This window comes from Streptomyces sp. PA03-3a, from assembly GCF_033792735.1.
Lineage (GTDB): Bacteria > Actinomycetota > Actinomycetes > Streptomycetales > Streptomycetaceae > Actinacidiphila.
Window position 1 is genome coordinate 146,087 of the sequence record NZ_JARAVM010000016.1, and the last position, 25,410, is coordinate 171,496.

The following is a 25,410-nucleotide window of genomic DNA, read 5'->3' on the forward strand; positions in this document are numbered from 1 at the left end:
CGGCCGGTGTGCCCCGCTCAGCGGCGCCGGCCGTACGCCACTGATTCCGGGAAGGCATCCCACGGCGCCGTTCGGCGATGCGTGCTGCCTCCCGCGCAAGCCCTGGAGCTCGCCGAAACCATGAACCGTTCCCTTGGCACCCGTCTGCCCGCCGACGGCGGCGGAACCGACGTCGACCGCAAGGCACTGTGGGTGATCCGTGAGCTGGGTCTGCCCGCCATCGTCAGAGCCTGCGTCTCGTGCAGGTCCACACGTCACCGTCCCACCGGGAAGATCCGCGTGAACGCGAGCGGCAAAGTCCTCGACGTCTGGCTGCTGATCGGCTGCGCGCTGTGCGGCCGCACGTCGAAGATCCCCGTCCATGAGCGCGTCCATGTGCAGGCGCTGGAGAGGGAGCGGCTGCTGATGTTCGAGAACAACGATCCGGCCATGGTGCGGCGACTGGCCATGGACGGTGCGTCGGCGGGCAGGGCCTCGTACCGGCTCGACTGGAGCGGCACATGGGAGCTGGAGACCGACATGCCGTTCCACCGGCCGGACCCCGAGCGGCCCCTGCCGCTCGACGTCTTCGTCAGATTCGAACTTCCCGCGCCCGTGCGGGTCGAGAAGCTGCTGATGACCGGGTTCGGCCTGAGCCGGTCCGCCGTGCGGGGCATGGCCGCGTCCGGGCGGCTGCGCCTGCCGATGGCCGTCGACGCGAAGGCACGCGAGGACTTCACCTTCCACGTCCTCACCACGCCGCCACCCGCTGCGCCGACGGTGTCGAGTGCCTCCGCGCGGGCGCGGCGGGGATAGCCTCTGGCCATGCCGAGTTTCGAGATCACAGCGATAGGTACGGTCCGGAACGACAGGACGGACGTGCAGCAGACGGACAACTGGGGTGCCGTCCGCAGCACGATCACCGTCGACGAGCGCTTCGGCGACGCCTGCCTCCAGGGACTGGAGGGCTTCTCCCATGTGGAGGTCCTCTTCGTCTTCGACCGGTTCCCGGAGCACGACGACCACCGCGAACCCCGCCCCTACCGCGGCCGTTCCGACCTCCCTCCCGTCGGTGTCTTCGCCGGCCGCGGCCCCCGCAGGCCGAACCGCATCGGGGTGACGTCCTGCGCCATCGAATCCGTCCGCGGCCGCGAACTGACGGTGGTGGGCCTCGACGCGGTCTCGGGCACCCCGGTCATCGACCTGAAGCCGACGATGGAGGAGTTCCGCCCGCTGGACGTCAGGCAGCCGGAGTGGGTCAGCCGGCTGATGTCGGAGTACTTCCAGCCGTAGGACGGGGCGACCAGGTGATCGCTGCGTGGACGATCCCCGGGGGGAGCGCGGCGGTTCTGCTCGAACCCGCCACACGGTCAGGCGCGGGGTCCTGCGGCATCCTGGTGGGCGGCGCCCCGCGCCGGCGGGGCCGTCGCCTCGACCCGACGTCGCGGCTCGCACCGAGCCGCGCGCCGCGGCAGCCACAGCCGCGCACTCGACGTCACTCCCAGGAAAACACGTGGCCCCACCACCGCCTCACGTGCCAAGGTGAAGCCACCGAAGGGGTGTAGCTCAGCCCGGCCAGAGCAGCGGACTCCAAACCCGCATGCCGCAGGTTCAAATCCTGTCGCCCCTGCAAGGCGTGGCGAGGTCGCAGCCCTCGGACCTGGGAGGATGTGGCACCTGCTGCTCCAGGAATCCGGGGGCACCCTCTTTGAAGATCGTTTGCTCGCTCGATGCTCGCTCGAAGTGCACGGCTCGCCCGGGAGTGGTTGGGCGGCCGACAACGGGGTTACCTGGCCAGCGGGCTTGGCACGTGGCCATACTTACTGCCCCAGGTCCAGGCCGGTGATCGGCTGTCGGTATGGAAGAGGCCCAGACACATGTCTGGGTCTCTTCCTTTTCGGGGGCTGGCGGCCTGGCTGGTCATGGCTGCGATCTTTTGTGCAGCCACCTCCGCGCGTAGCTGCTGGATCAGCTGCCTGTTTCGCTGGACGGTCCGGGTTACTGATGATCTCGGCGGGATGTCGCACGTGCGTTGGCCGTCGTTGCAGCTCAAGGCGAGGTGCCGGGCGACATCACGCGGCGAATCTCAGTAGTAGTACGACGGCGAGTATGACTGCGCCGAGGACCCCGGCGAGCAGGAGATCTGCGACGTTTGCCCCTCATTCAGTTGAAGAACGTTTCGCTGTCAAGCTTTGGGGCATTCTTCGTGGCTACTACGCGTTACTACGCGCGTTGCTGCGATCTGTAGCCATTTCGTGACCAGCGTCACCCTTACGCTATATCGCCCTAGGCACTCCACCCCCTCTGTCTGGATGTCGGCGCTTCGTCCGACCCTGCGCAGCACCTCGTCCTGAGCCTCTGGGGGGAGGGTCGCGAGAAGGGCGGCGATCGCCTGAATGCTCGTCGCTGGCGTAGTTCCGTTGCCAACGTCCCGGTTCAGCGCACCTGGGCGGAACAGGCCTGACGGTGTCGAACTGCGGGGTCGCGCCGCGAGCGACGTCGTGGCCGTAGAAGCACAGGCGTTCTGCCCGATGCCAGGCGGCCGCCCACATCCCCCGGCTCGACGTGGCTGTCACGCTGACGGATCACGCCACTCCCGCCATGGTCTGCAGGCGCTATGTCACGGCTCCCTGGGGTGTGTATGCAAGCGCACCGGATGACGGACTTGAGGTAGGCACAAAGCTCGCCGCATCGAGGAGGGCGCTGTCATCGAGCGCAGGCGGCAAGACGCCCGGTGTATCCGCCCGGTCAGGGGCGCGGGGGGACGCGCAGGGCGAGGAGGGCGGTGTCGTCGCTGGCCCAGTCGCCGGTGTGCTCGGCGATGAGGTCACAGAGGTGGGTGACGATGGCCTGCGCATCCATTCCCCGGCAGCCGGCGAACGCGGCGGTCAAAGCCTCTTCGCCGAACTGCGGCCGGGCGCCAGAGGATGCGGTGCGGCGGGCCCGGGCCTCGGTGGCGCCGTCGGTGTAGAGCAGCAGGGCGTCGCCGGGAGCGAGCCGGAACGGGACGTCGGTGAGCCTGACGTTGGCGAGGATGCCCAGCAGGCTTCCGGACCACCCGACTTCCTGAACGCGGCCGTCGGCGCGCCGGATCAGGGCCGGGGGGTGTCCCGCGGTGCACAGACGCCCCGCGATTCCCGCGGGTGTGGTGCGGAAGGTGGCGTAGACGGCGGTCAGGAACCGCTCTCCCTGGCGCTGCTCTATGAGGGCGGAGTTCAGATGGTCGAGGATGGTGGCGGGTGACAGGTGCTGGGTGGCCTCGGCACGCAGGGTGTAGCGGGCCAGGGCGGTGACCTTGGCCGCTTCGGTGCCGTTGCCGCAGACATCGCCCATCACGGTGCACCACCACGGTTCTTTGGCGTGAAACAGGTCGTAGAAGTCGCCGACCACGGTGCTGCCGCCGGCGGCGGGCAGATAGGAGGCGGCCGTCTCCAGGCCGGGGACCTTCTGCAGGTGTGGGGGCAGCAGGCTGTCCTGGAGGCTGCGGGCCAGGGCGCTGGAGGTCTCCAGGGCGTCCTGGGCGGTTGTCAGCGAGGTGCGCAGGTTGATCTCATTGCTCACGGCGCGGCCGATCGTTGCCAATGCGGTGAGTTCCTCAGGTCGCCAAACGCGCGGATTCTCGTCGATCACACACATGCCGCCGAGCACTTCCCCGCCAGGCGCGAGGATCGGGTACCCCGCCCAGGCTCCGATCTTCATCCGCTTGACCGCGGGATGGCCGCTCGTGCGGGGGTCAGCAGCGGCGTCCTCAACTACGAACGGCTCCCCGTCCATGCCGACCAGGATGGAGGAGAGACTCTCCTCGACCGGATCCTGCCGCTCGGCCACCTCCCCGGCGTCCACCCCGGCACACGACTTCCAAAATGACCGGCGGTCGTCGACCAGTGTGATCAGGGCCCGGCCACAGCCCGTCACCGACGTCGCGAGCTGGGTCAAGTCGTCGAAAGCGGCCTCCGGGCCGGTGTCCAGCAATCCGGTCGCCTCCACCGCTGCCAGCCGCCGCCGATCGGACAGTGCCTCAGGCAGGCCGTCCGGCCGCGAACCGCCCGGGAACGCGGTGCCCTGCCGCAAACCTTTCCGTGCCGCCACGGCTGCCTCCGATAGATCAGGCAGTGCCGGAGTGATTGCCGACCGTCATCAGAGAAATGGCCTTAAGACAACGTTAGCCACCAGGGACGCTGGCATTCCAGACTCGAAGACGAACCATTCACACAACTGCTGGCGCACTCGTGGTGCGGCGCGGCGGAAGGCGCCAGGAGCGGCGGGACCTACCGCTCGCCTCGGGACGGACGACCCGGGGGCGGACCCAGGGGCATCGGTCTGCCGGGCGCTGCTGACCGCCCGACGCGAGACGGTGGCCAGTGCGATCGCCGCGTAGTGGGTCGTGAAAGCGGCCAGGGTGAAGGTGTGGAACACCTCGTGGAATCCGAACCAGCGCGGAGAGGGGTCGGGTCGTTTCGTTCCGTACACCACGGCGCCCGCGGTGTAGAGAACTCCGCCGACAACGATCAGCGTCACCACGGCCACTCCGCCAACGTGCATGAAGTCCGGCAGCAGAAACACGGCGGACCAGCCCAGGGCAAGGTAGCAAGGGGTGTACAGCCAGCGGGGAGCCCCTACCCATAGCGCCCGGAAGGCGACTCCGGCCAGGGCGCCGGTCCATACCAGCCCCAGCAGCACGGCTCGCCTGTGCTGGGGAATCAGGAGCACGGTCAGCGGCGTGTAGGTGCCCGCGATGATCACGAAGATGTTCGCGTGGTCCAGCCGCCGCAGCACAGCCTCCCCGCGGGGGCCTCAGGTGCCGCGATGGTAGACCGCGCTGGTGCCGAACAGCAGCCACGCGGAGGCGGAGTAGATTCCGCAGGCGAGAGCCGTCTGGGGTGTGCGTGCGAGGCAGATGAGTGTGATGCCGGCGATCAGCGAGGCGGGGAACATTCCGGCGTGCAGCCAGCCGCGGAGTCTCGGTTTCAGCGGCTCCATCGCCTCGGCGACCGCCTCCACCATGTTGCCGACCTGGTGGGCGGCTCCTGCAGCTCCGCATCGGGCTGCCTTGGAGAGGCCGTTCGCGTGTTCGTGAGTTCCCTCCGCAGTGTGACCGGAAGCTTCGCTGGTGGACCTGCCGCGGGCCGTGAAGTCCGGCTGCCTCTGGAGCCGCTGGGCGTCACACATGCTTCCATGCTAAGAGCCCCCCGTACGCCAGTGCATGAGGCCGGCGCACCGACACGGACCGAGGACGGCCTGCGTCGATCATGCGGCGTAGTCGCCTCGGCACCGCCGAGGGGCTGCGGCGGCCCCTGCGGCCCCTTCTCGTTCTACTCCCCCGAATGCGCCCGCTGACGTCACCGCCCAGACTTGAAAGAGCGGAACTACCAGCCAGGCGACTGCCCGCTACCCCATTCAGACGCTTCGCCCTTGCGAGCGAGCCCCACATTTTCGGGGCGGCGGGCGCCAGCCGGCGCATCTGCTCGGCAGCCCTTTCGAAGGGAAATCTGATGGCTGATGTACCCAAGATCGCAATTGGTGCCGCGGTTCTCGGCGGGTATGTCCTGGGCCGGACGAAGAAGGGGCGGGTCGCCTTCGGGATGGCGACCTACCTGGCAGGCCGACGGTTCGGACTGGAACCACAACAGCTGCTGACGGAGGGAGTCAAGAGGTTGCGCGGGCTTCCCCAGTTCGCCGACCTGAACGAGCAGCTCCGCGGACAGGCCCTCGATGCAGGGCGCAAGGCGCTGAGCGCGGTGGCGGACCGCAAACTCGCCGATCTGGCCAACTCCTTGCACCAGCGCACGGAGCGCATAGGCAAGGGCAAGGAGGAGCCGGGGGAGGAGGAAGAGCCGGAGGGCGAGTACGAGGAAGAGGAGGAGCCGGAGGAGGAAGAGCCCGAAGAGGAGGAGGAGGGGGAGGAACCCGAGGACGAGCACGCAGCAGACGAGAGGGGACGACCTGAGGAGGAGCCGGGGGAGGAAGAGGAAGAGCCCGAAGAGGAAGAGCCCGAAGAGGAGGAGGAAGAGCCGGAGGGCGAGTACGAGGAAGAGGAAGAGCCCGAAGAGGAGGAGGAAGAGCCCGAGGGCGAGTACGAGGAAGAGGAAGAGCCCGAAGAGGAGGAGGAAGAGCCCGAGGGCGAGTACGAGGAAGAGGAAGAGCCCGAAGAGGAAGAGCCCGAAGAGGAGGAGGAAGAGCCGGAGGACGAGCACGTAGCAGACGGGGAAGAACGACCCGAAGAGGAGCCGGGGGAGGAGGAAGAAGAGCCGGAGGACGTGCAGGAGCCGGAAGAGCCGGAGGACGTGCAGGCGCCGGAAGAGGAGGAAGAGCCGGGAAAGCCCGCGCCCCGGCGTCGCCGTGCAGCCCGGAAGCTGGACGAGGACCATGATGGGGGTGCCCGGCGCGGTCGCGGACGTGAGCCCCGTCCCGAGAAGGCTGCTGTCCGCAAGGCAACTGCGACGGCGGCTCCCGCGAAGAAGGTTGCGGCCAAGAAGACGGCTCCCGCGAAGAAGACGGCGGCTCCGGCGAGGAAGACGGCGGCGAAGAAGACGGCGGCTCCGGCGAGGAAGACGGCGGCGAAGACCGCGGCTCCCGCGAAGAAGACGGCGGCGAAGAAGACGGCGGCTCCCGCGAAGAAGACGACGGCGAAGACCGCGGCTCCCGCGAAGAAGACGACGGCGAAGAAGACGGCGGCTCCCGCGAAGAAGACGACGGCGAAGACCGCGGCTCCCGCGAAGAAGACGACGGCGAAGACCGCGGCTCCTACGAGGAAGACGGCGGCGAGGAAGACGGCGGCAAGGAAGACGGCGGCTCCTGCGAAGAAGACGGCGGCAAGGAAGACGGCGGCAAGGAAGACGGCGGCTCCTGCGAAGAAGACGGCGGCGAAGACGACATCACCGGCGAGGAAGTCCACGGCTCCGCCGAAGAAGACCGCAGCGAAGAAGACGACGGCAGATAAGGCATCCCCACGGCGGCGGCGGAGGTAGATCCATGGCCGACAAGGCACCTGACACTGGAAGCGAGCAGGGCTCGGGACTTGACCAGCTGCGCGGTGCGTTCAAGGGCTTCCTGGGCGCCCAGGTGGAGCACCTTGCCGACAAGGCCGGCGACAAACTGGGTGACATCACCAGTGGACTCACGGGTGTGGCGGAGAACGGCGGCGTGCTCCCCAAGGCAGGTCTCCGGATGTTGCAAGGCGATTCACCGGCCAAGGCTCTGATCGGCGAGAAGGCGAAAAGTATCAAGGACAACGTCGTCGACAAGGTCAAGGGGGTATTCGGTGGCGGAGGTGGCAAGGGCCGCAAGTCCGGCACGTCCAAGGTCATGAACATCATCGAAGTGCTGGACGTGGGTGTGCCGCTGCGTTTCGCCTACGACCACTGGACTCAGTACGAGAAGTTCAGCAGTTTCACCAAGGGCGTCCGCAGTGCGTCACGGGGCAAGGAGGAGGACAGCGACTGGAAGGTCAAGGTGGGCCCGTCGACACGCGGATGGAAGGCCACTACGCAGGAACAGGTGCCGGACGAACGCATCGTGTGGACCTCGGAGGGCGCCAAGGGCACCACGCGGGGCTGTGTCAGCTTCCACGAACTGGCGCCCAGCCTCACTCGGATTGTGCTCGTGGTGGAGTACTACCCGTCCGGCCTCTTTGAGAAGACCGGAAACATTTGGCGCGCCCAAGGACGGCGTCTGCGTCTGGACTTCAAGCACTTCCAGCGTTACGTGACCCTTACCGACGAGGAAGCGGACGGCTGGCGCGGCGAGATTCGCGACGGTGAGGTGGTCCGTACCCACGAGGAAGCCATCGAGGAAGAGGAACAGGCCGCCGAAGAGGAGGAAGGCTCGGAGGAGCCTGACGAGTACGACGAGGAAGACGAGTACCCCGAGGACGAAGAGAGCGAAGAAGGCGACGAAGGCGAAGAGAGCGCAGAGGAAGAGGAAGGCGAGTACCCCGAGGACGAAGAGAGCGAGGAGGAGGACGAGGAAGGGGAGGAAGACGAAGAGGGCGATGAGGAGGAGGACGAGGAAGGGGAGGAAGACGAAGAGCAGAGTGCGTGATGGCTGCGCCCAGCGGGCGCGGCAGTCGCGGGCATTCTTCTCGATCCTCGCGTGCCCCTGGATGATTCGTGCGCGGTCAGGGACGTGAGTGAATTGGACAATCCTGGTCACGCTTTGTGTACTGAGCCAGGTGGCGCTTTCCTTCGGGATACCGTTCGCGCTGATTCCGCTGGTGACGCTGACCAGTCGGCGCCGTGTCATGGGCGCGCTCGTCAATCGCCGCCTGCGACTGCGGACGGGGTACTGGTCGTAGGGCTGATCAGCAGGCTGAACGTGCTCCTGCTTATTCAGCCTGATCTCAGCAGAGGAGGCCCGGCAAGTAGGCGTTTCTTTTGGGGCAGCTCGTTGCGGTCAGGTGCTCCATTGGGTGGGCTCGAGAAAAGGACCGACGCTACGTGAGCGGGTGGAGAGCCATGGGCGACGCGAAAACCGAACGTCAACAAGCAGACGACCTGCCGGGTGGCAATGTCGTACGCATCCTATTGCAGCAGCACGCTCACATCCGGGACCTGTTCTCGAACGTGAAGAAAACGCGGGGAGATGAGAGGCAGCAGTGGTTCGACAAGCTCCGCGCCACACTCGCCGTCCACGAGACCGCCGAGGAGATGATCCTGCGACCGGTTGCCAAACGCACAGCCGGTGAGGCAGAGGTCGAGGCACGCAACCTTGAGGAAAAATTCGCCAGCGAGACACTGGCCGAACTCGAGACGATGGATGTCGACAGCGCCGAGTTCGACACGAAGTTCGCCTACTTCGAACGAGCCGTCATCAAGCATGCCGAACGCGAGGAACAACAGGAGTTCCCCGCCGTGCTCGCCGGTTGTGACCAAGACCAATTGAGGACCATGGGTTACCACCTGCAGTCGGTCCTTTCCATGGCGCCCACACACCCGCATCCCAAGGTCGCCGGATCCACGACAGCGCAATGGGTAATGGGCCCGTTTGCCTCACTATTGGACCGGGTCAAGGACGCGGTCGACGCGTCCCGCAGCCGTCACTGAGGGCATGGGCCGAGGTCCTGACCGGAGGAGAGGGTCGGCTCGCCGTGGTGTGGTCGGCGGCCCGGTCTCCGATGCGCCGGCCGCTGCGCCTCACTTGGTCGGCCGGAAGGTGGTGGGAAGGCAGGGAGTGGACTGTTTATCCCGTTTTCGCATGGGCAGGCGTGGGGTGCCCGCAAGAAACGGAGGAGAACCATGGCGACAGGTGAGACAGGATTCCAGGACGTCGCGTACGACCTGGTGTCAGTCCAGTACCACTCTCTGAAGGCAGGACACGACTACGGACAGTACGTCCGCGACGCCAAGAACGCCGGGGAGACCGAGATCGCAGACTTCTTCCAAGGCGTGATGCGCGAGGATTCGGAGCGTGCCGCGCGCTGCCACGACTTCCTCACGGAACTGGCGGAGAAGGGCGACATCGGGCCGTCCGCGTCATGATCGAACGGTTTTCACGGCGCCGGGACGCCCGACAGAGAAGCCATGGAGCGACCCAACAACGGGGCCCTCGCGCTGTCGCGCCTGCCGGTTCTTTCGACGAGATCGCTGTCCTCGTCCGAGAGGGCGGAGGGCTCTACGGCCGCTGGTCACACAGGGGCCGCGCGCCGATCCGGTGCGGACAACCTGACCGGCGTGACCCAACACGACAAAGGTCCCGGTATCCGGCCATGGATCCTGCGGGGTCGGCTCGGGCGGCGCGGGGCCGGAGAACGAGCTGCTGACGGCGGATGTACACCCGCTCGCCTGGGTGGCTGCCGTCATCATCCCCGAGAAACAGAGGTGGAGCGTCGGCGGGGCACCTTGCGCCGAGCGGCTCCGCCTCTCTCCGCCCGGGAGGAACGATGACGCTGCCTTCCGACACATCGCTCCACGTGGGTTTCATCGGCAACGCAACCGTCCTGCTCAGATACCAAGGGCTGACGATGGTTGCGTCCTTGGAAGTGGTGTAACGGGTTGGACCTGATGCGGGGGTTTGCTCCGGCGTCCGGGTTGGTGCCCGCATAGACAAACGGCCACCGGCTGATCTTCGAAGTGTCGAAGCCTCGAAGGAGTCAGCACGATGACCGCACCTGACAGTCTGCCCCTGCACGCCCTCGCCGAGGAGAATCTCGCCGCGGCGAGTCCGCCCCGGGGAGACCCATGAGGCCGCACGCCCGCCCCATCCGCCGCCCGCGTCTCAGCGCCGACCGTGCGCTCCACCAGATGGAGCGCGCCGCCCACGTCCTGACCTGCCCCCGGTGCCACCCCGTGCAGCGCCACGCCATCGAGGACGGCGTGCGGGTCTGCTCGCGCGGGCAAGACGTACGGATCTCCTGCGCGGACTGCGCGGAGACCTGGGCCCGCACGCCGCTGTTCACCACCATGACGAACTTCGCCCGGCTGCTGGGCACTCCACCGCAGGTCGCCTCGCAGGAGCCCGTATCCCTCACCATTTCCGGGAGCTGCTTCGCCCGGTAGGGTGCCGCTTTATCCGAATCCCAGGCTTCTCGGGCCCGGCGCCGCCTCGCCCGACATGGAACCCCGGGCGGGGCGCTCTCGGCCTCGCCATCCGAGGTCATCCAGTCATCGAAAATGACACGGCCCGACTTCTGCTCGATGAATTGATTGGCCGTCAGATTGTGGGCCGAAGCTATGGCGTAAAGTTCTTCGTCGCCCCATTCGGTGGCGAGCGCTCCCGTGGTCGCGAGGACCTCCCATGACATGGTGTGGCCTTGCGTTCGCGATGTGAGCCGTATGGCCTCGATGCCGCCCTACGGCATCATCACGGGGCCCGCGACGCTGCAGCGCATCAGGGCGACGCTGCGGGCCGCACTCAACGCCGCAATCCGGAAGCAGCTGATCACGTTCAACCCGGCCAAGTGGGTGGAACTGTCCCCGGGTAAGCGACCTAAGGCGAAGCTGTGGACGGACCGGCACGTTGAGCACTGGGAGCGTACCGGGGAGAAGCCGAGAGCAGTCATGGTCTGGACCCCGGTGCAGCTCGGGACGTTTCTCGATGAGGCCGTGGGCAGCCGCCTGTATGCATTCTTCCACCTGATCGCCTTCCGAGGCCTGCGCCGCGGTGAGGGCATCGGGGCGGACTGGCGCAACGTGGACCTCGATGGCAATGCGCTCACCGTGGGGAAGGAGTTGATCGTTGACTCCTGGGAGGTGTTCGAGGACGACCCGAAGACCGAGGTTTCGGCCGATGGATAGGGCCGGAGCCAGCAACCGTCGGGGTACCTGTTGCTGCAGGTCGTGGAGTTCCTCTGCTCGCTCAGTGCTCGCCCGGATGATGCGGACCGATACCGAGCGGCATGAGCTGTCACAAACGGGGGAATGTCTGGGCGCCGAAGAGGAGCCTGACCTGAACGTTCCGGCATGTGGCGCACGAGGCGGCATGAGCCGACATGAAGCGGCGGGACAAGCAGCGGACTCCAAACCCGCACGCCGCAGGTTCACATCCTGCCGCCCCTGCAGACGAGTGGCGCGGCCCCCGCCGCACACGAGCCCCGTTCGCACCGCGAGCGGGGCTCGTCGCGTGGAGGAGCGAATCAGGTGCGGGTGGCCGTCACGCACCCGGCCGGGATGTCCTCGATGGGCCTGGGCTTCGCGTAGGGGTCCAGTGACGCCCCCTTCGGCGCCTTGGCGGCCGCCGCGTGGTAGAGGGGGTGGACGTAGCCGTCCTCCGACGCCCGGCAGTCGGCGTTGACGACGCGCCGCTCGCTCCCGCGCAGGGCCAGCCTGCCGTGGCTGGGAGTGAGGGTCACCTGGCGTCGGACGATGACACGCGCGGCTTCCGGCGCAGCCGGGACGATCTCCCAGCCGCCGTGCTTCTTCGTGACCGCGTACACGAAGGTGTAGTCGGCGTGCACCAGGAGTTCCCCGGACGGGGCGACCTCGTAGGTCATCGTCCCCCGCGACTTCACCGCGTCGGTGACCACTGACTCCTCGTCCGGGTCGAAGCGCGTGAAGACGTCCAGCGGGCTGTGCTCCTCGTCGGGGTGCCGCAGCGCGTCCTCAAGGGCCGCGGTTCCGGGATCGCGCGGATCGAGGAGGTCCATCGCGGCCGACGGCCGGTCTCCCGCGAGCGGTTCGGGTGTCACATTGGACTCGAGCAGGAACTCCCTGCTGTGGCGCAGCGCCGCGGCCACCTCGGTCACGGTGTGGTCGCCGGTGGCCTCGGCCTTCGGGGTCACGATGCCGGAGGCGCCGTCCTCCCACGCGGCGGCGGGCGAACCACGGAAGGGGAGGCGGACCGTCGCGGGCCACTCGTCGGGCCACATGTCCTCCTGGAGCGTCTGCGGGGCGTACGGCTCGTTCGCCGGACGGTGCCCGGTCACGGACGTCAGCCAGACCCCGAAGCCGGTCAGGACGAGCGCCCCGGCGCACCCGACAAGCACGGCCTTCCGGCGTCGGCGTGCCTTGTCGAGGCGCAGCGCCTCCTCCCGTCCCGGGTCCTGCCGCTCCGCGCGCAGGCGGGTGACGAAGTCCGCAGGTTCCGACATCCTCTGTTCCCTCCCCATTTCACCTTCCAGGCCGGTACCGCACAGCCACGCACGCGCCGCGGCACGCCTCACAGCGGCCGCCGCTCGCCGGCCGGCCGGAAACGTCGCAGGTGAGGGGTACACGCGGGCGCCCGTGGCGCCGGCCTCCCGCCCCTCAGGGGCGGTGACGAGGGGCGAAGTTACCCGCAGTCCCGCCGGACGCCAACGGGCTTTCCCGCGTGCGCGCCCGGATGCTGCCCGTCTGGCCGCATTTCCTCGCGTCCGTGACCACCGAATCGTTACGGCAGCCGGGCCTCACCGGGCCGTCCGGCCGGGCCGGTGGAGGGCGCGGCGGTGGCAGCCGATGACCTGCTGGAACACCGGGATCGCGTGCTCGGTTCCGGGTTCCTCCGAGGGCGGTGTCCACGGCCGTGCGGGACGGGCGTTCCGCATGCGCCGGCCCGCGGCGGTCTTGGTGAAGGTGCGCCGTGGACGCGCAGGTGTGGACGTCGCTGCCCGGTGTCACGCTCGGCGGCGGCTTCTCCTTCCTGGCCCGATCACCGCGGGCCGCCAGGCCGGCCGCAGCGAGGGCATGCGCCGGGAGGCGGAGGTGGCCGAGGCCCGAAGGGCGGAACGGCTGGAGCCGCTGCGGGAGTTCAACGCCCTGGCGCAGCAGAGGGATACGCCTCGCCGAGCCGCGCGAGGCGGCCCTGGGGCTGATCGACCGGATGTGGGGTGTGCGAGCGGATGATCGCCGTCGTCTTCCCGGCCGATTTCCACCGCCGCGCCTGGGCGTACGCGACGGCGGTCGACCAGGTGCTGCGGCGCGAGTGCGCCCACGCCGAGGTGTCGTCGCACGATCATGTGCGCGGGCCGCAGCCGGCGTTCCTGGAGGCGGCCCGCGCGCAGCCGGGCCGATGAACCGCGCCCCGGACCGCGCGCGGGCTCAGAGCCGGACCGTCAGTTCAACGGACACGTCGTCTCCGGCCGTGATGCCCTGGGGTCTGCGCACGGCGACCTTCAGCGGCAGCAGGTAGCCGCCGTCCTTGGGGACGAGCGATGTCGTGAAGGTGGTGCCGCCGATGCGGGCCTCGACGGGGATGACGCCCCAGCCGTAGGTGACCGCCGCGGCCACCTCGCGGATGTGGGCGGACTCCTCGTCCGGCACGGTCGCGAAGTAGTACGGCGAGGGCCCGCGCCACTCGATCACGCGGCCGGCGAAGACGAGCTCCATGGGGTTCGTCCCGTTCTTGGAGGGGTGGCAAGACGGCCTCAGCGTACCGATGGCCCCGGAGACGAGGGGGATAGGTCCGTTTCCGTGGTGACTGATGGGGATTTCAGGCGTCAAACAGGCGGGCGATCAATTCACTTCCCATGGGTGAAACCGCAGGGTAGCAACGTGACTTGAGCCTAGAATGAGGGTTCCGCGATCATCCCGCGTCCAGGGCGTGGGCAGGACTGTGAGGGACCGGATGAGCCAGGAGCGAGAGCCGCTGCCGACCGCGATCGACACCGGGATTCCCAGCGTCGCCCGGATGTACGACTTCCTGCTCGGGGGCAAGGACAACTACGCCGTCGACCGCGAGGCCTCCGAGGAACTCCTCAAGGTCGTGCCGAGCACCAAGGAACTCGCCGTCAACAACCGCAGGTTCCTGCAGCGCGTCGTGGGCGTGCTCGCCCGCGAGTACGGCATACGCCAGTTCCTGGACCACGGGTCAGGCCTGCCCACCCAGGACAACGTCCACCAGGTCGCCCAGCGCGTCGATCCGGCCTCGCGCGTCGTCTACGTCGACAACGACCCGATCGTGCTGGCGCACGGCCGCGCGCTGCTGGAGGAGAACGAGAACACGGCCGTCATCCAGGCCGACTTCCGTGACACCGACGGCATCTTCGGCCACCCCGAGGTGGAGCGGCTGATCGACTTCAGCCGGCCGGTCGCCGCGCTGTTCGTCTCGGTGATGCACTGCATCCCCGACGAGGACGACCCGGCGGCTCTGGTCAGGCGCGTCGCGGAGCGACTGGCACCGGGCAGCTTCCTGGTGGTCTGCCAGCTGGTCAGCGAGGACAAGTCGGTGCGCGACTTCGTCACCGAGTTCATGGACGCCAGCACCCAGGGCAACTGGGGCCGGGTCCGCCAGGAGAGCGACGTGCACGACTTCCTCGACGGCCTGCAGATCCTGGAGCCGGGGCTGGTCGAGGTGTCCACCTGGCGCCCCGACACCGACCTGGCGCCCCGTCAGGCCACACAGGAGTGGATCGAGTTCGGCGGGGTCGGCCGCAAGTCGTGATCACTTTCGGGGCTCCCGGGGCCGGAATGCCGGCCCGGGGGCCCGCGTCAGCTCACGACAGGTGCTTGAGGAACTCGCGCAGGAAGCCCGGCGTGCGGACCGGCGGCTCGGCCTCGGCACTGAGCCGGTCCATGACGGCCAGGTAGTTGTCGACGTCGTCCTGCTTGTCCAGGTACAGCGAGCTGGTGAGCTGCTCCAGGTAGACGATGTCGGGCAGGTCCGGCTCCAGGAAACGCAGGATCGTCACCGGTCCGCCCGCGGTGGCGAGGCCTCCGACACTGAACGGCGCGACCTGCAGTGTCACGTTCGGCATGGCGGCCGCCTCGATGAGCCGCTCCAGCTGCCGCGACATCACCTCGGCGCCGCCCAGCGGACGGCGCAGCGCCGCCTCGTCCACGACCGCCCACAGCCTCGGCGGGTTGGGCCCGCTCAGCAGGTGCTGGCGCTCCATGCGCAGCGCGACCCGGCGCTCGACCTCGACCCCGGACGCCCTGGGGTGGCCCAGCCTGATGACGGCGCGGGCGTACTCCTCGGTCTGCAGCAGGCCGGGGACGAACTGCACCTCGTAGGTACGGATGACGGAGGCGGCCTCCTCCAGGCCCACGAGCGTCTCGAACCAGCCGGGGAGCACGTCGGCGTAGCGGTGCCACCAGCCGGGCGTGTTGGCCTGCCGGGCGAGCTTGAGGAAGTCCGCGCGCTCGGTCTCGTCGGTCACGCCGTAGAGGGACAGGAGGTCGGCGACGTCCCGCTCCTTGTAGCCGACGCGGCCCAGCTCGAGACGGCTGATCTTGGCGTGGGAGCCGCGGATCGAGAAACCCGCCGCCTCACGGGTGATGCCCTGGGACTCCCTCAGCCTCCGCAACTGGGTGCCGAGCACGATACGCAGAACCGTCGGACCACCGCGTGGGTGCTCCAGGTACTGCCTTATCGACGGTTCGTTGCTCGGCCGCGTCGCGGTCATGCCGGCTCCCGTGGTGACTGGGCTGACCGCCAGTGTCTCACTGAGTGGCGCCCGAATACAGCCGCATCTTATGGCATGCCGACGTTTTGTCAGCCCGTCATGTCATCGAAGTCCCCGTCCTTCACGCCGCCGAGGAAGGCCTCGATCTCCGCGCGCGTGTAGATGAGCGCAGGTCCGCCCGGGTGCCGGGAGTTGCGCATCGCGAAGCCTCCGCCGGGCAGCGCCGTCAGCTCGACGCAGTTGCCGCTGGGGTTGCTCCGGCCGCTCTTCCTCCAGACCGCGCCCTCGATGTCGGTGGCCGGTACGCCGTTGTCGAACTCCCGCATGGCTACGCCTCCTTGACGCGCCATCTGCATGTGCAGATGCACGTGCAGATGTACTTACTCTTGCACTTACGACTGTAATTGCAGATGTGCTTGCACGGGTAGGGATCCGACGGGGATAGTGGTGGACGCAGACAGCACCGCGCCCCCCGCCCGACAGCTCTGCGGAGTTACCGATGACCACGCATCCGGTGATCCCCCTCGACTTCGGCCTGACCGAGGACTCAGGGTCACGCTTTGCCGCGTGCGGCCTGAGCGGTGACCTCCATGCCGCAGGTTCCGCACGGCAGTTCACGCGTGCCACCCTGAGCAGCTGGGGGATGCTCGCGATCGTCGACACCGCCTCGATCGTGGTGTCGGAGATGCTCACCAACGCCGTCCGCTACGGCCTCGACGACCCGGCGTACGCACCGTTGTCCAGCCGGCCGGTCTGGCTGGGCCTGCTCCGCCGCGAGGAGGCCGTGCTCTGCACGGTCGCCGACCCCGGCACGGGCATCCCGGTGGTGAAGGAGCCGGACTGGTTCGCCGAAACGGGGCGGGGGCTGCACATCATCGACTCGCTCAGTGAGTCCTGGGGGTGGACACCGCCCGACGAGGCGGGCAAGTCCGTCTGGGCGCTGATCTCGGCGCCCATGTGACTTCCGCCCCGCGGCGTCGCGCAGAACGGACGCCGCGGGACGGGGGAACGGGGGAACGGGGGCCAGAAGCGCCGCGGCGGGGCACCGGGGGGATGCCTCGCCGCGGCCGGACGGCTCTCCGCCGTTTCGCCGGTCCGGCCGCCGGGCCGGCCGAACCAGCCCGACCCGGACCCCGGGCGGGGCGTGACGAGGGCAACAGCGGCGCTCCGTCCCCCGGGGGCGGTTCATGACCGTGCCTTTGCCTTCACGGGGAAAGGAATTCACCTCCCGTTGACGCACCGCCATTTGCGGCAGCCCCGCGCCCGATGTCGCCGACCGGTCGTGTGTTAGCGTTCCGGAGGTTCACGCGCGACAACGATGTCAGATGCTCCGGGCCCTCGGACGTGAAGCGTCCGCGACAGAAAGCCCCTGGTCCGACGGGTGGCGCTCTCGGAGCCCGGCGTGGCACGCCCGTTCTCCGAGTTCCACAGAAAAGCACTGCGAATCATGCGAGAAAGCCGCGCGGTCTGGCTCCCCTATCGGTCCGGTGAATTTCCCGGACCGCTGCCCGACAGCCTGTCGTACCACTTCTGGGACGGTCTTTCGGCCTTCCCGTCCGATCCCCGGGACGTACGGTTCGTGGTCGTCCCGCCCGTCCCGGCCAAGCAGCACGAGATCCTGGACCGGCTGCTGCACCGCGCCGAGCGGCTGGAGGTCCTGCAGGTCCTCAGCTCCGGTCACGACTACCTCGCCCCCTTCCTGGGGCTGCTCCCTTCCGGTAGCCGCGTCGCCACCGCCAACGGTGTGCACGGCGAGGCCACGGCCGAGCTGGCGGTGACCCTGCTCCTGGCCTCCGAGCGCGGCCTCGACGACTTCTCCCGGCGGCACGCCCTCGGCGAGTGGCGGCCCCGCGTCTTCCCCACGCTCTCCGGCAAGGAGGTCCTGGTGGTGGGCCAGGGCGCGGTCGGGAAGGCCGTGGCGGCCAGGCTCGCCCCGTTCGGCTGCCGTGTGGTCAGGCTGGCACGCACCGCACGCGAGACGGCGGACGGCCATGTGCACGGGTTCGCGGAGCTGCCCGCACTGCTCCCCTCCGCCGACGCCGTCGTGCTGTGCGCGCCCCTGACGGACGAGACCCGCGACCTGATGGACGCGTCCCGCCTCGCCCTGATGAAGGACGGGGCCGTCCTGGTCAACGTGGCCAGGGGGGAGATCGTCGACACGCAGGCGCTGGTACGGGAGGCCGGGCGCGGGCGGCTGCGCGCCGCCCTGGACGTCACCGCGCCGGAGCCGCTGCCCAGCGGGCACCCGCTGTGGTACCTGCCCGGCATCCTGATCACCCCGCACGTCGGGGCCTTCACGGACGCCTTCACCCCCGCCTCCCTCGCCTTCATCACGCAGCAGCTCCGGCGCTACGCGCACGGCGAGCCCCTGGTGAACGTCCTGCCTCAATTGGCCGCGGCACGCTGAGAGGCGGCGGCCCCCGCGGATGCCTCGCGGGGGCCGGCCCGCCCGGCGCGTCACCCCCAGGGGGCGGCGTGTTCCGCCATAAGGAACTGGCCTGGCCTGTCGCGGTGTCCTTCGGGCGCCGCGTTGGTGGGATGTCCGGATGGAACTGCGGGAGTTGCGTGTCTTCGTCGCCGTGGCGGAGGAGGGCGGGATGTCGGCCGCGGCGCGGCGGCTGCACGTCAGCCAGTCGGCGCTGTCGCAGACCGTCACCGCTCTGGAGCGGCAACTCGGCGTCAAACTCCTGGTGCGGTCCAGTTCCGGGGTAAGGACGACCGAGGCCGGGGCGATGCTGCTCAACGAGGCCCGGGCCGTGCTCGCACGCCACGACCAGGCCGTACGGGCGATGGCGGCGCTGACCTCGCAGGGCGAGGGCACCCTGCGTCTGGGCGTACCGCTGGAGCTGCCGCCCGACCTGCTCACCCCGGTGCTCACCGAGCTGTCGCGGGCGTACCCCGACACCCGGGTGCAGGCCCGCCACCTGTCCACGGCCGCCCAGCTGGAGGCGCTGCACGCGGACGAGCTCGACGTCGGGCTGCTGCGTGAGCGCCCGGGCGGGCCGGAGTTCGACGCGATGCTGGTCGTCAGGGAGAACCTCGGGGTGCTGCTCGCGGCCGAGCAGGCGGCCGAACTCGCGGAACCGCGCGGCGTACGGCTGGAGGCCCTGGCGGGACTGGAGTGGGTCGGCTTCCCCCGTGAGGGGAGCCCCGCCTGGTGGGACGAGCTGACCTCGGTGCTGCGCAGCCACGGCCTGGACGTGGGTCCCGAGTCGGGCGCGGCGGAGCCGCTGATCGCGGAGGTGAAGCTGGCGGCCGTGATCACGGGGCGGGCGTTCGCGCTGGCCCCGCCGAACTGGGCGCAGCCGATCCCCGAGACCGTCATGTGGTCGCCGCTGGTCGGCGATCCCCTGGTCCGCAGGACCTGGGCCGTGTGGCCGTCCAGCTGCCGCCGGCGCGACCTCGGCCATTTCATCGCCGCCTTCGAGCAGCCGCCCCCGCCGTAGCGTCCGGCAACCGTGTGGACGAGGCCTGGTCCGGCTCGGACGCGGAGGCACGGTGCCGGTGACGGGCGGCCTTGGCGTTGTTGCCGCAGCGTTCCATGGAGCACCACTTGCGCGGTTTGCCGTTGCCGTTGACGTGGTCGAGGTAGACCATGCCGCAGATCTCCGCCGCGCAGGTGCGCAGCCGGTCGCGCAGGCGCGGGTCGGTCACCAGTGCGATCAGGTCGCGGGCGACGACCGAGAGGAGCTGGGCGGATGACAGCGGTTCCGTACCGGAACCCGGACGCCCCTCGGGGTCGACGCGGAGCCGGGGCACGGGCGGCTCGACACGCGCGAGGTCGTTGAGCAGTGCGACGGACTCCGGCCGGGGCGCGCGGCCGTCCACCGCTGCGGTGGCGACGTCGGTGGCTGCGGAGCGGAGTTCGTGGAGGGCACCCAGCAGGGCATGTCCGTCCTCCCCGTCGCGCAGGGTCAGCCCGACCCCCTGGCACCAGGCGCGGAGCCGGTCGTGGTCTCCGAGCCGCTCCACGGGCGTGCTCGGGCGGCGCCCCACGGTGGCGACGAGGTCGAGCGCCGGCGATCCCGCGTCGAAGCGCAGTTCACGGACCCTGGCCGTGACGCGGGTGCGGGGAGTGGCCGGCGCGCGCTCGCTCATGTGAGGATAGTAACCCTCATAACGGTTACCAAGAGCTGGGAACCGGAAGGGAGAACGAACGCCATGCGCATCGCGGTCGTGGGAGCGGGCGGCGTCGGGGGCTACTTCGGCACCCGGCTCGCGGAGGCGGGCAACGAGGTCACCTTCGTCGCCCGAGGCAGGCACCTGGAGGCGATCCGCGCCAACGGCGGACTGGTCGTCCGCAGCCCGCTGGGGGAGTTCAGGGCACCGGCCGACCGCTTCGTGCCGGACGTCGGCGACCTCGGTCCCGTCGACGTCGTGCTGGTCGCGGTCAAACTGTGGGACACCGAGGACGTCGCGGAACGGCTGCGAGGCCTGGCCGACGGGGGCGCACGGGTGATCTCCCTGCAGAACGGGGTGCAGAAGGAGGCCGTCCTGCGACGGCACCTGCCGTCCGAGGCCGTGTGGGGCGGGGTCTGCTACATCTCCGCCGTCATCGAGGAGCCCGGTGTCGTCTCCCACCGCGGGACGATGCAGAAACTGGTCTTCGGCCCGTACGACGCGGAGGAGACCGCCCGGGCCCAGGAGTTCCGCGCGGTGTGCGAGAAGGCCGGCGTCGACGCCGAGGTCAGCGCCGACATCGCGCGGGTCGTGTGGCAGAAGTTCGTGTTCCTCACCGGGCTGTCGGGCACCACGTCGGCCGTGCGCCAGCCGATCGGCGTCGTGCGGGCCGATCCCGCGACGCGGGGGCTGCTGCGCGACGTCATGGCGGAGGTCGTCGCCGTCGGCCGCGCGGCGGGCGCACACCTCGACGAGTCCTTCGTCGACGAGCAACTGGCCTTCTGTGACACGCTGCCCGCCACGATGACCTCCTCCATGCACAACGACCTGGAGCAGGGCAACCGCCTGGAACTGCCCTGGCTCAGCGGAGGCGTCGCCGACCTCGGCCGTGAGCTGGGCGTCCCCACGCCTCGCAACCGCACCGTGGCCGACATCCTCGCGCCCTATGTGCCGGGCCGGCCGCGCGTGCCGTGACCGGCCCGGCACCGGCCGAACGGTCCCTCGGACGGGCGGGGTACGCCGCCGCCGGCGGGGTAGACGCATCGGGCAGTCACCGGAGGGGAGAGGGAACATGGCCGAGGACGTCGCCGGGATCGTGCGCAGGGTGGTCGCCGGGTGCGCGGAGGTGGCGCCGGAGGAGATCGGGCCGGACACGACCTTCGCCCAGCTGAGCCTGGGCGACGGCGCCAAGCAGCGTGCCGCCGACGCCGTGGAGCGCGAGGTCGGCGTGATGCTGCTGGCCGACGACGTCGAGCGCATGGGCACGGTACGGGACCTGGTCGAGCACGTGTCCGGCAAGCGCGCCGAGCAGGAGGCCGCGGAGGCCCCCTGACGGCTGTGCTCGCAGGGGGGCGCGCGCCAGGGGCGGCCCCGGGCCCTCAGGCGGGGGCGGAGGAGGCCGCGTGGACGCGGATCTTCGACTGGCCGTGGCCGCGCAGCTCCCAGTCGTCCATGAAGCGGGCGCGCAGCCCGTGCCGGGCGGCCAGCCCCACCAGCGTCTCGGTGCGGTAGTAGAAGTCCTCGTGCAGCACGTGGTGTTCCTTGCCCTCGGTGCGGTCGAACGTGAAGTCGAACCACCCGCCCGGCGCCAGGATCCGGGCCACGTGGGCCAGGCACTCGTCGATGACCTCCAGCGGCGAGTGGGAGAAGACGCTGTGCGCGTGGACCACGTCGAAGTGGCGGTCCGGCAGGAAGTCGAAGGTCAGGTCGTGGGTGAGCGTCAGGTACGGCAGCTTGCGCTGCAGGCCCTGCGCGGTCACGGTGCGCTTGGCGGCGATCAGGATGTCGGGGGAGATGTCGATGCCGTAGTAGTGGCCCGCGTCGAGGTAGTCGATGAGGAGCCGGCCCGCGCGCAGGTTGCCGCAGCCGATGTCCAGCAGCCGGTGCCGCGGTGACAGGCCGTGTTCGCGCAGGTAGTCGAACTGCATCGCGCCCAGCGCCAGCCAGCGGTCGTGGCTGCCGCTGCCGACGGCGGCCTCGGGGTCGCGCGCGGTGTCGCTGGCCATGACGGCCCGGTAGTACGCCACGTGGTCGCGGTGCCGGTGGGCGAGCCAGCGGTCCCGTGCGGCCCGCCGCGCGTGCGCGGCGACCCGCGTGGGGTGCCGGAGGGCGTAGCCGACCTTGTGGGTGAGGCTCGTCCGGTCGGCCCGGAGGTTCTTCCTGGTGGCCATGCGGGTGCTCCCTCGGAGGGTCACGGGGCGGATGTGCTTTCGCCCCCCTCCGGGAGGCTGCCACGCGGCGCCCTCGTCGTTCCCCCGCCGAACGGGTGGTGCGGGTACGTGTGCGGGGCGCCCCCGGCCGGGGGCGCCCCGCACACGACGGACCCGGGTCAGCCGGTGAGGCGGTTGATCTGGCGGAGCTTGTTGGTGGCGTCGAGGGCGGCCACCTTGTACGACTCGGCGAGGGTCGGGTAGTTGAACACGGCGTCAACCAGGTAGTCGACCGTGCCGCCGCAGCCCATCACCGCCTGGCCGATGTGCAGCAGCTCCGTGGCGCCGCTGCCGAAGCAGTGGACCCCCAGCAGGGTGCGGTCCTCCGTCGACACCAGCAGCTTCAGCATGCCGTGCGAGTCGCCGATGATCTGGCCGCGGGCCAGCTCCCGGTAGCGCGAGATGCCCACCTCGAAGGGCACGTTGTCGTCGGTGAGCTGGTCCTCCGTACGCCCGACGAAGCTGATCTCCGGGATCGTGTAGATCCCGATCGGCTGCAGCCCGTGCATCGCGTTCACCGGTTCGCCGCAGGCGTGGTAGGCGGCGAGTCTGCCCTGCTCCATGGAGGTGGCCGCGAGCGCCGGGAAGCCGATGACGTCACCGACGGCGTAGATGTGCGGCACGGAGGTGCGGTAGTGCTCGTCGACGGATATGCGGCCCCGCTTGTCGGCGGCGAGACCCGCCTTGCCCAGGTCGAGGCCCTCGGTGAGGCCCTGCCGTCCGGCCGAGTACATGACGGCGTCCGCGGGGATCTTCTTCCCGCTCTGCAGGACGGTGAGGGTGCCTGTCGGATGCCTTTCCACGGCCGCCACCGTCTCGCCGAAGCGGAAGGTCACGGCGAGGTCCCGCAGGTGGTACTTGAGCGCCTCGACCACCTCGACGTCGCAGAAGTCCAGCATTCCGTCCCGCTGTTCGACCACCGTCACCTTGCTGCCCAGCGCCGCGAACATCGAGGCGTACTCGATGCCGATGACGCCGGCGCCGACGATGACCATGGAGCGGGGCACCCGGTCCAGGTTGAGCACGCTGTCGGAGTCCATCACCGTGCGGTCGTCGAATTCCACGGTCGACGGGCGCGCCGGGCGGGTGCCGGTGGCGATGACGATGTTCCCGGCGGTCACCAGCACCTCGCGGCCGGACGGGTCCTCCACGGCGACCGTGTGGTCGTCGGTGAAGCGGCCGGTCCCGGTGAGCATGGTGACGCGGTTGCGGGAGAGCTGACTGCGGATCACGTCGACCTCGCGGCTCACCACGTGCTGGGTGCGCGCGGTGAGGTCCGCGATGGTGATGTCCTCCTTGAGGCGGTAACTCTGGCCGTACAGATCCCGCTGGGTGAGCCCGGTCAGGTAGAGCACGGCCTCGCGGAGCGTCTTGGACGGGATGGTGCCGGTGTGGATGGAGACCCCGCCGACCATGTCGGGGCGGTCGACGACGGCGACCCGGCGGCCCAGCTTGGCCGCGGCGATGGCGGCCTTCTGGCCGCCCGGGCCGGATCCGATGACGAGCAGGTCGAATTCGGTCACCGGACGAGTCTGTCAGGCCACGGCACCCCCGGGAAAGGGCTGACGGAGATGCGGCCGGGAGCGTCCCCGAGCCCCCCGGCACGGGTACGGGACCCGTGCCGGGGGGCCCGCCGGGGGACGGGGTGTGCGGGGTCCGCTCGGACCGGGGTTCGGCAGTCCGGGCGCCCGGTGGTCCGGACGCTCAGCGGACCTGCGCGGGGGTGACGACCTCGGTGATGCCGCGGGCGGCCAGGTGCTCCGCGTCCGCGGCCCGGTCGGCCAGCACCAGGGCGGGCCGTACGCCCTGGGCGGTCAGCGCGGCCCAGGCCTCGAACACCTCGCCGCCGGGGGCGCAGCCGGCCCTCCGGGGGGCCGTCACGCTGTCGCCCACGTCGACGACGAGCGCGGTCGTGCGGGGCCGCGGCGCGTACCCGCGGTCGCGCAGTTCCGCCACGGCGCGGGCCACGGCGGTGCCCGCCGGCTTGACCTCGCGGTCGTTGGTGAGGAGTCCGAGCGTGTACTCGAGTTCGGGGAAGTCGGCGAGGGACCGGGAGACGTCGTGCGAGCACCACCAGGTCACCCCCCACACGTCAGCGCAGTCCAGGGCGCCCGCGATGGTGGCGGTGGCGAACGCCGCCGCGTGCTCGGGCGGCACCACGGGCGCCGGGGCGCCGACCTCCTGCAGCCAGACCGGGCGGTGCGGATCGGTGGCCCAGGCCTTGGACAGCTCGATCATGTACGCCGCGTGGTGCTCGGTGGCGACGCCCGCGTGGCCGTGCCGCTGGGCCGTGCCGTTGAAGACCCAGGAGTGGACGGCGGTCGCGAAGCCGAGCCGGGCGGCCTGCGCGGGGGTGAAGGCGTGGTCGTCCTGGTACCAGGCGGCGTCGTACTCGGCGTGCAGGTGGAGCTTGCCGGGGGCGCCCCGCTCGCAGGCGTCGAGCATCAGGCGCAGCCAGGCGTCCGCCTCGGCCGGACCGATGGGGTCCGGGTCCGGGTGCGGCGGGCCGGAGAACTGGTTGATCTCGTTGCCGACGGTCATGCCCAGGAAGTTGGGCCGGTCGGCGAGCGCGGCGGCGAGGGTGCGCAGGTACTCCGCCTCGGCGGCGACGACGTCCGGGTCGGTGAAGATGTTCCGGCGGTGCCAGGTGGCCGTCCAGGAGGGCAGGAAGTCGAAGCTCGACAGGTGGCCCTGCAGGCCGTCCACGTTGACGTCCAGGCCGTGTTCGGCGGCGGCGTCGACCAGCGCGGCCAGCTGCTCGACGGCGCGCGGCCGGATCAGCGTGCGGTTGGGCTGGAACAGCGGCCACAGGGGGAAGACCCGGATGTGGTCCAGCCCGAGGCGGGCGACGGAGTCCAGGTCGGCGCGGACGGCGTCGAGGTCGAAGTCGAGCCAGTGGTGGAACCAGCCTTGGCTGGGCGTGTAGTTGACGCCGAAGCGCGGTGTCATGGCGGTTCCCGTGTTCGTACGAGCTGGGTGGGCGCGCGGCGGCATTGCCGGTGGTCGCGGGGCGGTCGGGGGATCCGTCCCGTGATCGGCGCGGCTGGGGGAGTAGCCGCCGCGCGCCCACGACAAGGTGGCACCGCGCCCCGGGAAAGTCAACTCGCCTCTCTCATTTGCTCCTTGGGGCGAAGAAGCAGCAGGTCAACGATGTGCGGCCGGAATTCGGGCGTCAGCACTAATGCGCTTTAGAGGCGCGTGACTCAAGCGCTTTAGTGCGCGGCCTTGCCCGGCTGGGGGATACTGGTGCGCGCGTCGCGTCGCCCGGGGCCCGGCGCGCACGACGTCACGCGGACGATTCGAGGGGGCCCACGATCGCGGCGCACGAGCCACCGGTGGAACCGCCGCCCG

The 25,410-nt window shown here is 69.9% G+C and carries 25 protein-coding genes, 1 tRNA gene and 1 pseudogene; 17 read left to right on the forward strand and 10 right to left on the reverse strand.

What is annotated here, in order from left to right; all coding sequences use genetic code 11:
• Window positions 1-120 precede the first annotated feature (120 nt).
• From PV342_RS20955 to PV342_RS20965, 3 genes are all read left to right on the forward strand, one after another.
• Window positions 121-795, forward strand: coding sequence for a DUF1062 domain-containing protein (locus PV342_RS20955; protein WP_500318300.1), 675 nt, complete (start codon window positions 121-123; stop codon window positions 793-795).
• A gap of 9 nt (window positions 796-804) precedes the next feature.
• Complete coding sequence (locus tag PV342_RS20960; RefSeq protein ID WP_500318302.1) at window positions 805-1,272, forward strand: SAM-dependent methyltransferase; 468 nt, start codon at window positions 805-807, stop codon at window positions 1,270-1,272.
• Window positions 1,273-1,534: 262 nt separating this feature from the next.
• Window positions 1,535-1,609 (forward strand) — tRNA-Trp (locus tag PV342_RS20965).
• Window positions 1,610-2,727: 1,118 nt separating this feature from the next.
• Here PV342_RS20965 and PV342_RS20970 read toward each other — a convergent pair.
• Together PV342_RS20970 and trhA are read right to left on the reverse strand one after the other, a co-directional pair.
• A complete protein-coding gene (locus PV342_RS20970; RefSeq protein WP_500318304.1) occupies window positions 2,728-4,050 on the reverse strand; it encodes a PP2C family protein-serine/threonine phosphatase in 1,323 nt (440 codons plus the stop codon).
• Window positions 4,051-4,335: 285 nt separating this feature from the next.
• Window positions 4,336-4,983: pseudogene (gene trhA / locus PV342_RS20975) on the reverse strand (PAQR family membrane homeostasis protein TrhA); the annotation flags it as partial.
• 488 nt (window positions 4,984-5,471) lie between these two features.
• Between trhA and PV342_RS20980 the strand changes: the two are divergent.
• The 7 genes from PV342_RS20980 to PV342_RS21010 all read left to right on the forward strand — a co-directional run bounded on the left by PV342_RS20980 (window position 5,472) and on the right by PV342_RS21010 (window position 11,210).
• Complete coding sequence (locus PV342_RS20980) at window positions 5,472-6,947, forward strand: histone protein (RefSeq protein WP_500318306.1); 1,476 nt, start codon at window positions 5,472-5,474, stop codon at window positions 6,945-6,947.
• A 4-nt stretch (window positions 6,948-6,951) separates the two neighbouring features.
• Window positions 6,952-8,019 carry an SRPBCC family protein gene (locus PV342_RS20985; RefSeq protein WP_500318308.1) on the forward strand — a complete coding sequence of 356 codons (1,068 nt, stop codon included), beginning with the start codon at window positions 6,952-6,954 and terminating at the stop codon, window positions 8,017-8,019.
• 130 nt (window positions 8,020-8,149) lie between these two features.
• A complete protein-coding gene (locus PV342_RS20990) occupies window positions 8,150-8,272 on the forward strand; it encodes a divalent metal cation transporter (RefSeq protein WP_500318309.1) in 123 nt (40 codons plus the stop codon).
• A 160-nt stretch (window positions 8,273-8,432) separates the two neighbouring features.
• Window positions 8,433-9,020: a hemerythrin domain-containing protein gene (locus PV342_RS20995; protein WP_500318310.1), complete on the forward strand. Its 588-nt coding sequence runs from the start codon at window positions 8,433-8,435 to the stop codon at window positions 9,018-9,020.
• Between the two features lie 192 nt (window positions 9,021-9,212).
• Window positions 9,213-9,455, forward strand: a complete 243-nt coding sequence (locus tag PV342_RS21000; RefSeq protein ID WP_386996547.1) for an acyl carrier protein — start codon at window positions 9,213-9,215, stop codon at window positions 9,453-9,455.
• 699 nt (window positions 9,456-10,154) lie between these two features.
• Complete coding sequence (locus PV342_RS21005) at window positions 10,155-10,472, forward strand: hypothetical protein (RefSeq protein WP_500318312.1); 318 nt, start codon at window positions 10,155-10,157, stop codon at window positions 10,470-10,472.
• A gap of 276 nt (window positions 10,473-10,748) precedes the next feature.
• Window positions 10,749-11,210, forward strand: coding sequence for a site-specific integrase (locus PV342_RS21010; RefSeq protein WP_500318314.1), 462 nt, complete (start codon window positions 10,749-10,751; stop codon window positions 11,208-11,210).
• A 338-nt stretch (window positions 11,211-11,548) separates the two neighbouring features.
• On the opposite strand, the gene PV342_RS21015 is transcribed toward PV342_RS21010, so the two are convergent.
• Window positions 11,549-12,502, reverse strand: coding sequence for a hypothetical protein (locus PV342_RS21015; RefSeq protein ID WP_500318316.1), 954 nt, complete (start codon window positions 12,500-12,502; stop codon window positions 11,549-11,551).
• 726 nt (window positions 12,503-13,228) lie between these two features.
• Here PV342_RS21015 and PV342_RS21020 point away from each other — a divergent pair.
• Complete coding sequence (locus PV342_RS21020) at window positions 13,229-13,402, forward strand: hypothetical protein (protein ID WP_400803576.1); 174 nt, start codon at window positions 13,229-13,231, stop codon at window positions 13,400-13,402.
• Window positions 13,403-13,427: 25 nt separating this feature from the next.
• Here the strand turns inward: PV342_RS21020 and PV342_RS21025 are convergent, their stop codons facing one another.
• Window positions 13,428-13,715, reverse strand: coding sequence for a DUF1905 domain-containing protein (locus PV342_RS21025; RefSeq protein ID WP_500318319.1), 288 nt, complete (start codon window positions 13,713-13,715; stop codon window positions 13,428-13,430).
• A gap of 238 nt (window positions 13,716-13,953) precedes the next feature.
• Here PV342_RS21025 and PV342_RS21030 point away from each other — a divergent pair, with 238 nt between their 5' ends.
• A complete protein-coding gene (locus PV342_RS21030; protein WP_500318321.1) occupies window positions 13,954-14,769 on the forward strand; it encodes an SAM-dependent methyltransferase in 816 nt (271 codons plus the stop codon).
• 52 nt (window positions 14,770-14,821) lie between these two features.
• Here the strand turns inward: PV342_RS21030 and PV342_RS21035 are convergent, their stop codons facing one another.
• Together PV342_RS21035 and PV342_RS21040 are read right to left on the reverse strand one after the other, a co-directional pair.
• Window positions 14,822-15,730, reverse strand: coding sequence for a Sco1979 family transcriptional regulator (locus PV342_RS21035; protein ID WP_500318323.1), 909 nt, complete (start codon window positions 15,728-15,730; stop codon window positions 14,822-14,824).
• 89 nt (window positions 15,731-15,819) lie between these two features.
• Complete coding sequence (locus PV342_RS21040; protein WP_018559317.1) at window positions 15,820-16,056, reverse strand: DUF397 domain-containing protein; 237 nt, start codon at window positions 16,054-16,056, stop codon at window positions 15,820-15,822.
• A gap of 173 nt (window positions 16,057-16,229) precedes the next feature.
• Between PV342_RS21040 and PV342_RS21045 the strand changes: the two genes are divergently transcribed.
• From PV342_RS21045 to PV342_RS21055, 3 genes are all read left to right on the forward strand, one after another.
• Window positions 16,230-16,691, forward strand: coding sequence for an ATP-binding protein (locus tag PV342_RS21045; protein WP_018559318.1), 462 nt, complete (start codon window positions 16,230-16,232; stop codon window positions 16,689-16,691).
• A 486-nt stretch (window positions 16,692-17,177) separates the two neighbouring features.
• On the forward strand, window positions 17,178-18,137 hold the full coding sequence (locus PV342_RS21050; RefSeq protein WP_400803585.1) for an NAD(P)-dependent oxidoreductase: 960 nt from the start codon (window positions 17,178-17,180) through the stop codon (window positions 18,135-18,137).
• 139 nt (window positions 18,138-18,276) lie between these two features.
• Complete coding sequence (locus tag PV342_RS21055) at window positions 18,277-19,176, forward strand: LysR family transcriptional regulator (protein WP_500318326.1); 900 nt, start codon at window positions 18,277-18,279, stop codon at window positions 19,174-19,176.
• Here the strand turns inward: PV342_RS21055 and PV342_RS21060 are convergent.
• Window positions 19,142-19,828: a CGNR zinc finger domain-containing protein gene (locus tag PV342_RS21060; protein ID WP_400803591.1), complete on the reverse strand. Its 687-nt coding sequence runs from the start codon at window positions 19,826-19,828 to the stop codon at window positions 19,142-19,144. The two genes, PV342_RS21055 and PV342_RS21060, sit on opposite strands and share 35 nt — an antisense overlap.
• Before the next feature lie 63 nt (window positions 19,829-19,891).
• On the opposite strand from PV342_RS21060, the gene PV342_RS21065 reads away from it, so the two are divergent.
• Complete coding sequence (locus tag PV342_RS21065; protein ID WP_433415882.1) at window positions 19,892-20,824, forward strand: 2-dehydropantoate 2-reductase; 933 nt, start codon at window positions 19,892-19,894, stop codon at window positions 20,822-20,824.
• Window positions 20,825-20,921: 97 nt separating this feature from the next.
• Window positions 20,922-21,182, forward strand: a complete 261-nt coding sequence (locus PV342_RS21070) for an acyl carrier protein (protein ID WP_018559322.1) — start codon at window positions 20,922-20,924, stop codon at window positions 21,180-21,182.
• A 46-nt stretch (window positions 21,183-21,228) separates the two neighbouring features.
• On the opposite strand, the gene PV342_RS21075 is transcribed toward PV342_RS21070, so the two are convergent.
• From PV342_RS21075 to PV342_RS21085, 3 genes are all read right to left on the reverse strand, one after another.
• A complete protein-coding gene (locus PV342_RS21075) occupies window positions 21,229-22,020 on the reverse strand; it encodes a class I SAM-dependent DNA methyltransferase (RefSeq protein ID WP_386995807.1) in 792 nt (263 codons plus the stop codon).
• Window positions 22,021-22,178: 158 nt separating this feature from the next.
• Window positions 22,179-23,582, reverse strand: a complete 1,404-nt coding sequence (gene sthA / locus PV342_RS21080; protein ID WP_400803597.1) for a Si-specific NAD(P)(+) transhydrogenase — start codon at window positions 23,580-23,582, stop codon at window positions 22,179-22,181.
• Between the two features lie 181 nt (window positions 23,583-23,763).
• Window positions 23,764-25,008: a glycoside hydrolase 5 family protein gene (locus PV342_RS21085; protein ID WP_500318330.1), complete on the reverse strand. Its 1,245-nt coding sequence runs from the start codon at window positions 25,006-25,008 to the stop codon at window positions 23,764-23,766.
• Window positions 25,009-25,410 lie beyond the last annotated feature (402 nt).

Excerpts from the sequence above, each read along its gene's own strand:
- PV342_RS20980 (WP_500318306.1), top strand. The coding sequence starts at position 5,472 with ATGGCTGATGTACCCAAGATCGCAATTGGTGCCGCGGTTCTCGGCGGG.
- PV342_RS21020 (WP_400803576.1), top strand. The coding sequence starts at position 13,229 with ATGATCGCCGTCGTCTTCCCGGCCGATTTCCACCGCCGCGCCTGGGCG.
- PV342_RS21045 (WP_018559318.1), top strand. The coding sequence starts at position 16,230 with ATGACCACGCATCCGGTGATCCCCCTCGACTTCGGCCTGACCGAGGAC.
- PV342_RS20985 (WP_500318308.1), top strand. The coding sequence starts at position 6,952 with ATGGCCGACAAGGCACCTGACACTGGAAGCGAGCAGGGCTCGGGACTT.
- PV342_RS21025 (WP_500318319.1), bottom strand. The coding sequence starts at position 13,715 with ATGGAGCTCGTCTTCGCCGGCCGCGTGATCGAGTGGCGCGGGCCCTCG.
- PV342_RS21065 (WP_433415882.1), top strand. The coding sequence starts at position 19,892 with ATGCGCATCGCGGTCGTGGGAGCGGGCGGCGTCGGGGGCTACTTCGGC.
- PV342_RS21030 (WP_500318321.1), top strand. The coding sequence starts at position 13,954 with ATGAGCCAGGAGCGAGAGCCGCTGCCGACCGCGATCGACACCGGGATT.
- PV342_RS21060 (WP_400803591.1), bottom strand. The coding sequence starts at position 19,828 with ATGAGCGAGCGCGCGCCGGCCACTCCCCGCACCCGCGTCACGGCCAGG.
- PV342_RS21075 (WP_386995807.1), bottom strand. The coding sequence starts at position 22,020 with ATGGCCACCAGGAAGAACCTCCGGGCCGACCGGACGAGCCTCACCCAC.
- PV342_RS21010 (WP_500318314.1), top strand. The coding sequence starts at position 10,749 with ATGGCCTCGATGCCGCCCTACGGCATCATCACGGGGCCCGCGACGCTG.
- PV342_RS21040 (WP_018559317.1), bottom strand. The coding sequence starts at position 16,056 with ATGCGGGAGTTCGACAACGGCGTACCGGCCACCGACATCGAGGGCGCG.
- PV342_RS20960 (WP_500318302.1), top strand. The coding sequence starts at position 805 with ATGCCGAGTTTCGAGATCACAGCGATAGGTACGGTCCGGAACGACAGG.
- PV342_RS21070 (WP_018559322.1), top strand. The coding sequence starts at position 20,922 with ATGGCCGAGGACGTCGCCGGGATCGTGCGCAGGGTGGTCGCCGGGTGC.
- PV342_RS20995 (WP_500318310.1), top strand. The coding sequence starts at position 8,433 with ATGGGCGACGCGAAAACCGAACGTCAACAAGCAGACGACCTGCCGGGT.
- PV342_RS20955 (WP_500318300.1), top strand. The coding sequence starts at position 121 with ATGAACCGTTCCCTTGGCACCCGTCTGCCCGCCGACGGCGGCGGAACC.
- PV342_RS21035 (WP_500318323.1), bottom strand. The coding sequence starts at position 15,730 with ATGACCGCGACGCGGCCGAGCAACGAACCGTCGATAAGGCAGTACCTG.
- PV342_RS21050 (WP_400803585.1), top strand. The coding sequence starts at position 17,178 with ATGCGAGAAAGCCGCGCGGTCTGGCTCCCCTATCGGTCCGGTGAATTT.
- PV342_RS21015 (WP_500318316.1), bottom strand. The coding sequence starts at position 12,502 with ATGTCGGAACCTGCGGACTTCGTCACCCGCCTGCGCGCGGAGCGGCAG.
- PV342_RS21055 (WP_500318326.1), top strand. The coding sequence starts at position 18,277 with ATGGAACTGCGGGAGTTGCGTGTCTTCGTCGCCGTGGCGGAGGAGGGC.
- PV342_RS21005 (WP_500318312.1), top strand. The coding sequence starts at position 10,155 with ATGAGGCCGCACGCCCGCCCCATCCGCCGCCCGCGTCTCAGCGCCGAC.
- PV342_RS21085 (WP_500318330.1), bottom strand. The coding sequence starts at position 25,008 with ATGACACCGCGCTTCGGCGTCAACTACACGCCCAGCCAAGGCTGGTTC.
- PV342_RS21000 (WP_386996547.1), top strand. The coding sequence starts at position 9,213 with ATGGCGACAGGTGAGACAGGATTCCAGGACGTCGCGTACGACCTGGTG.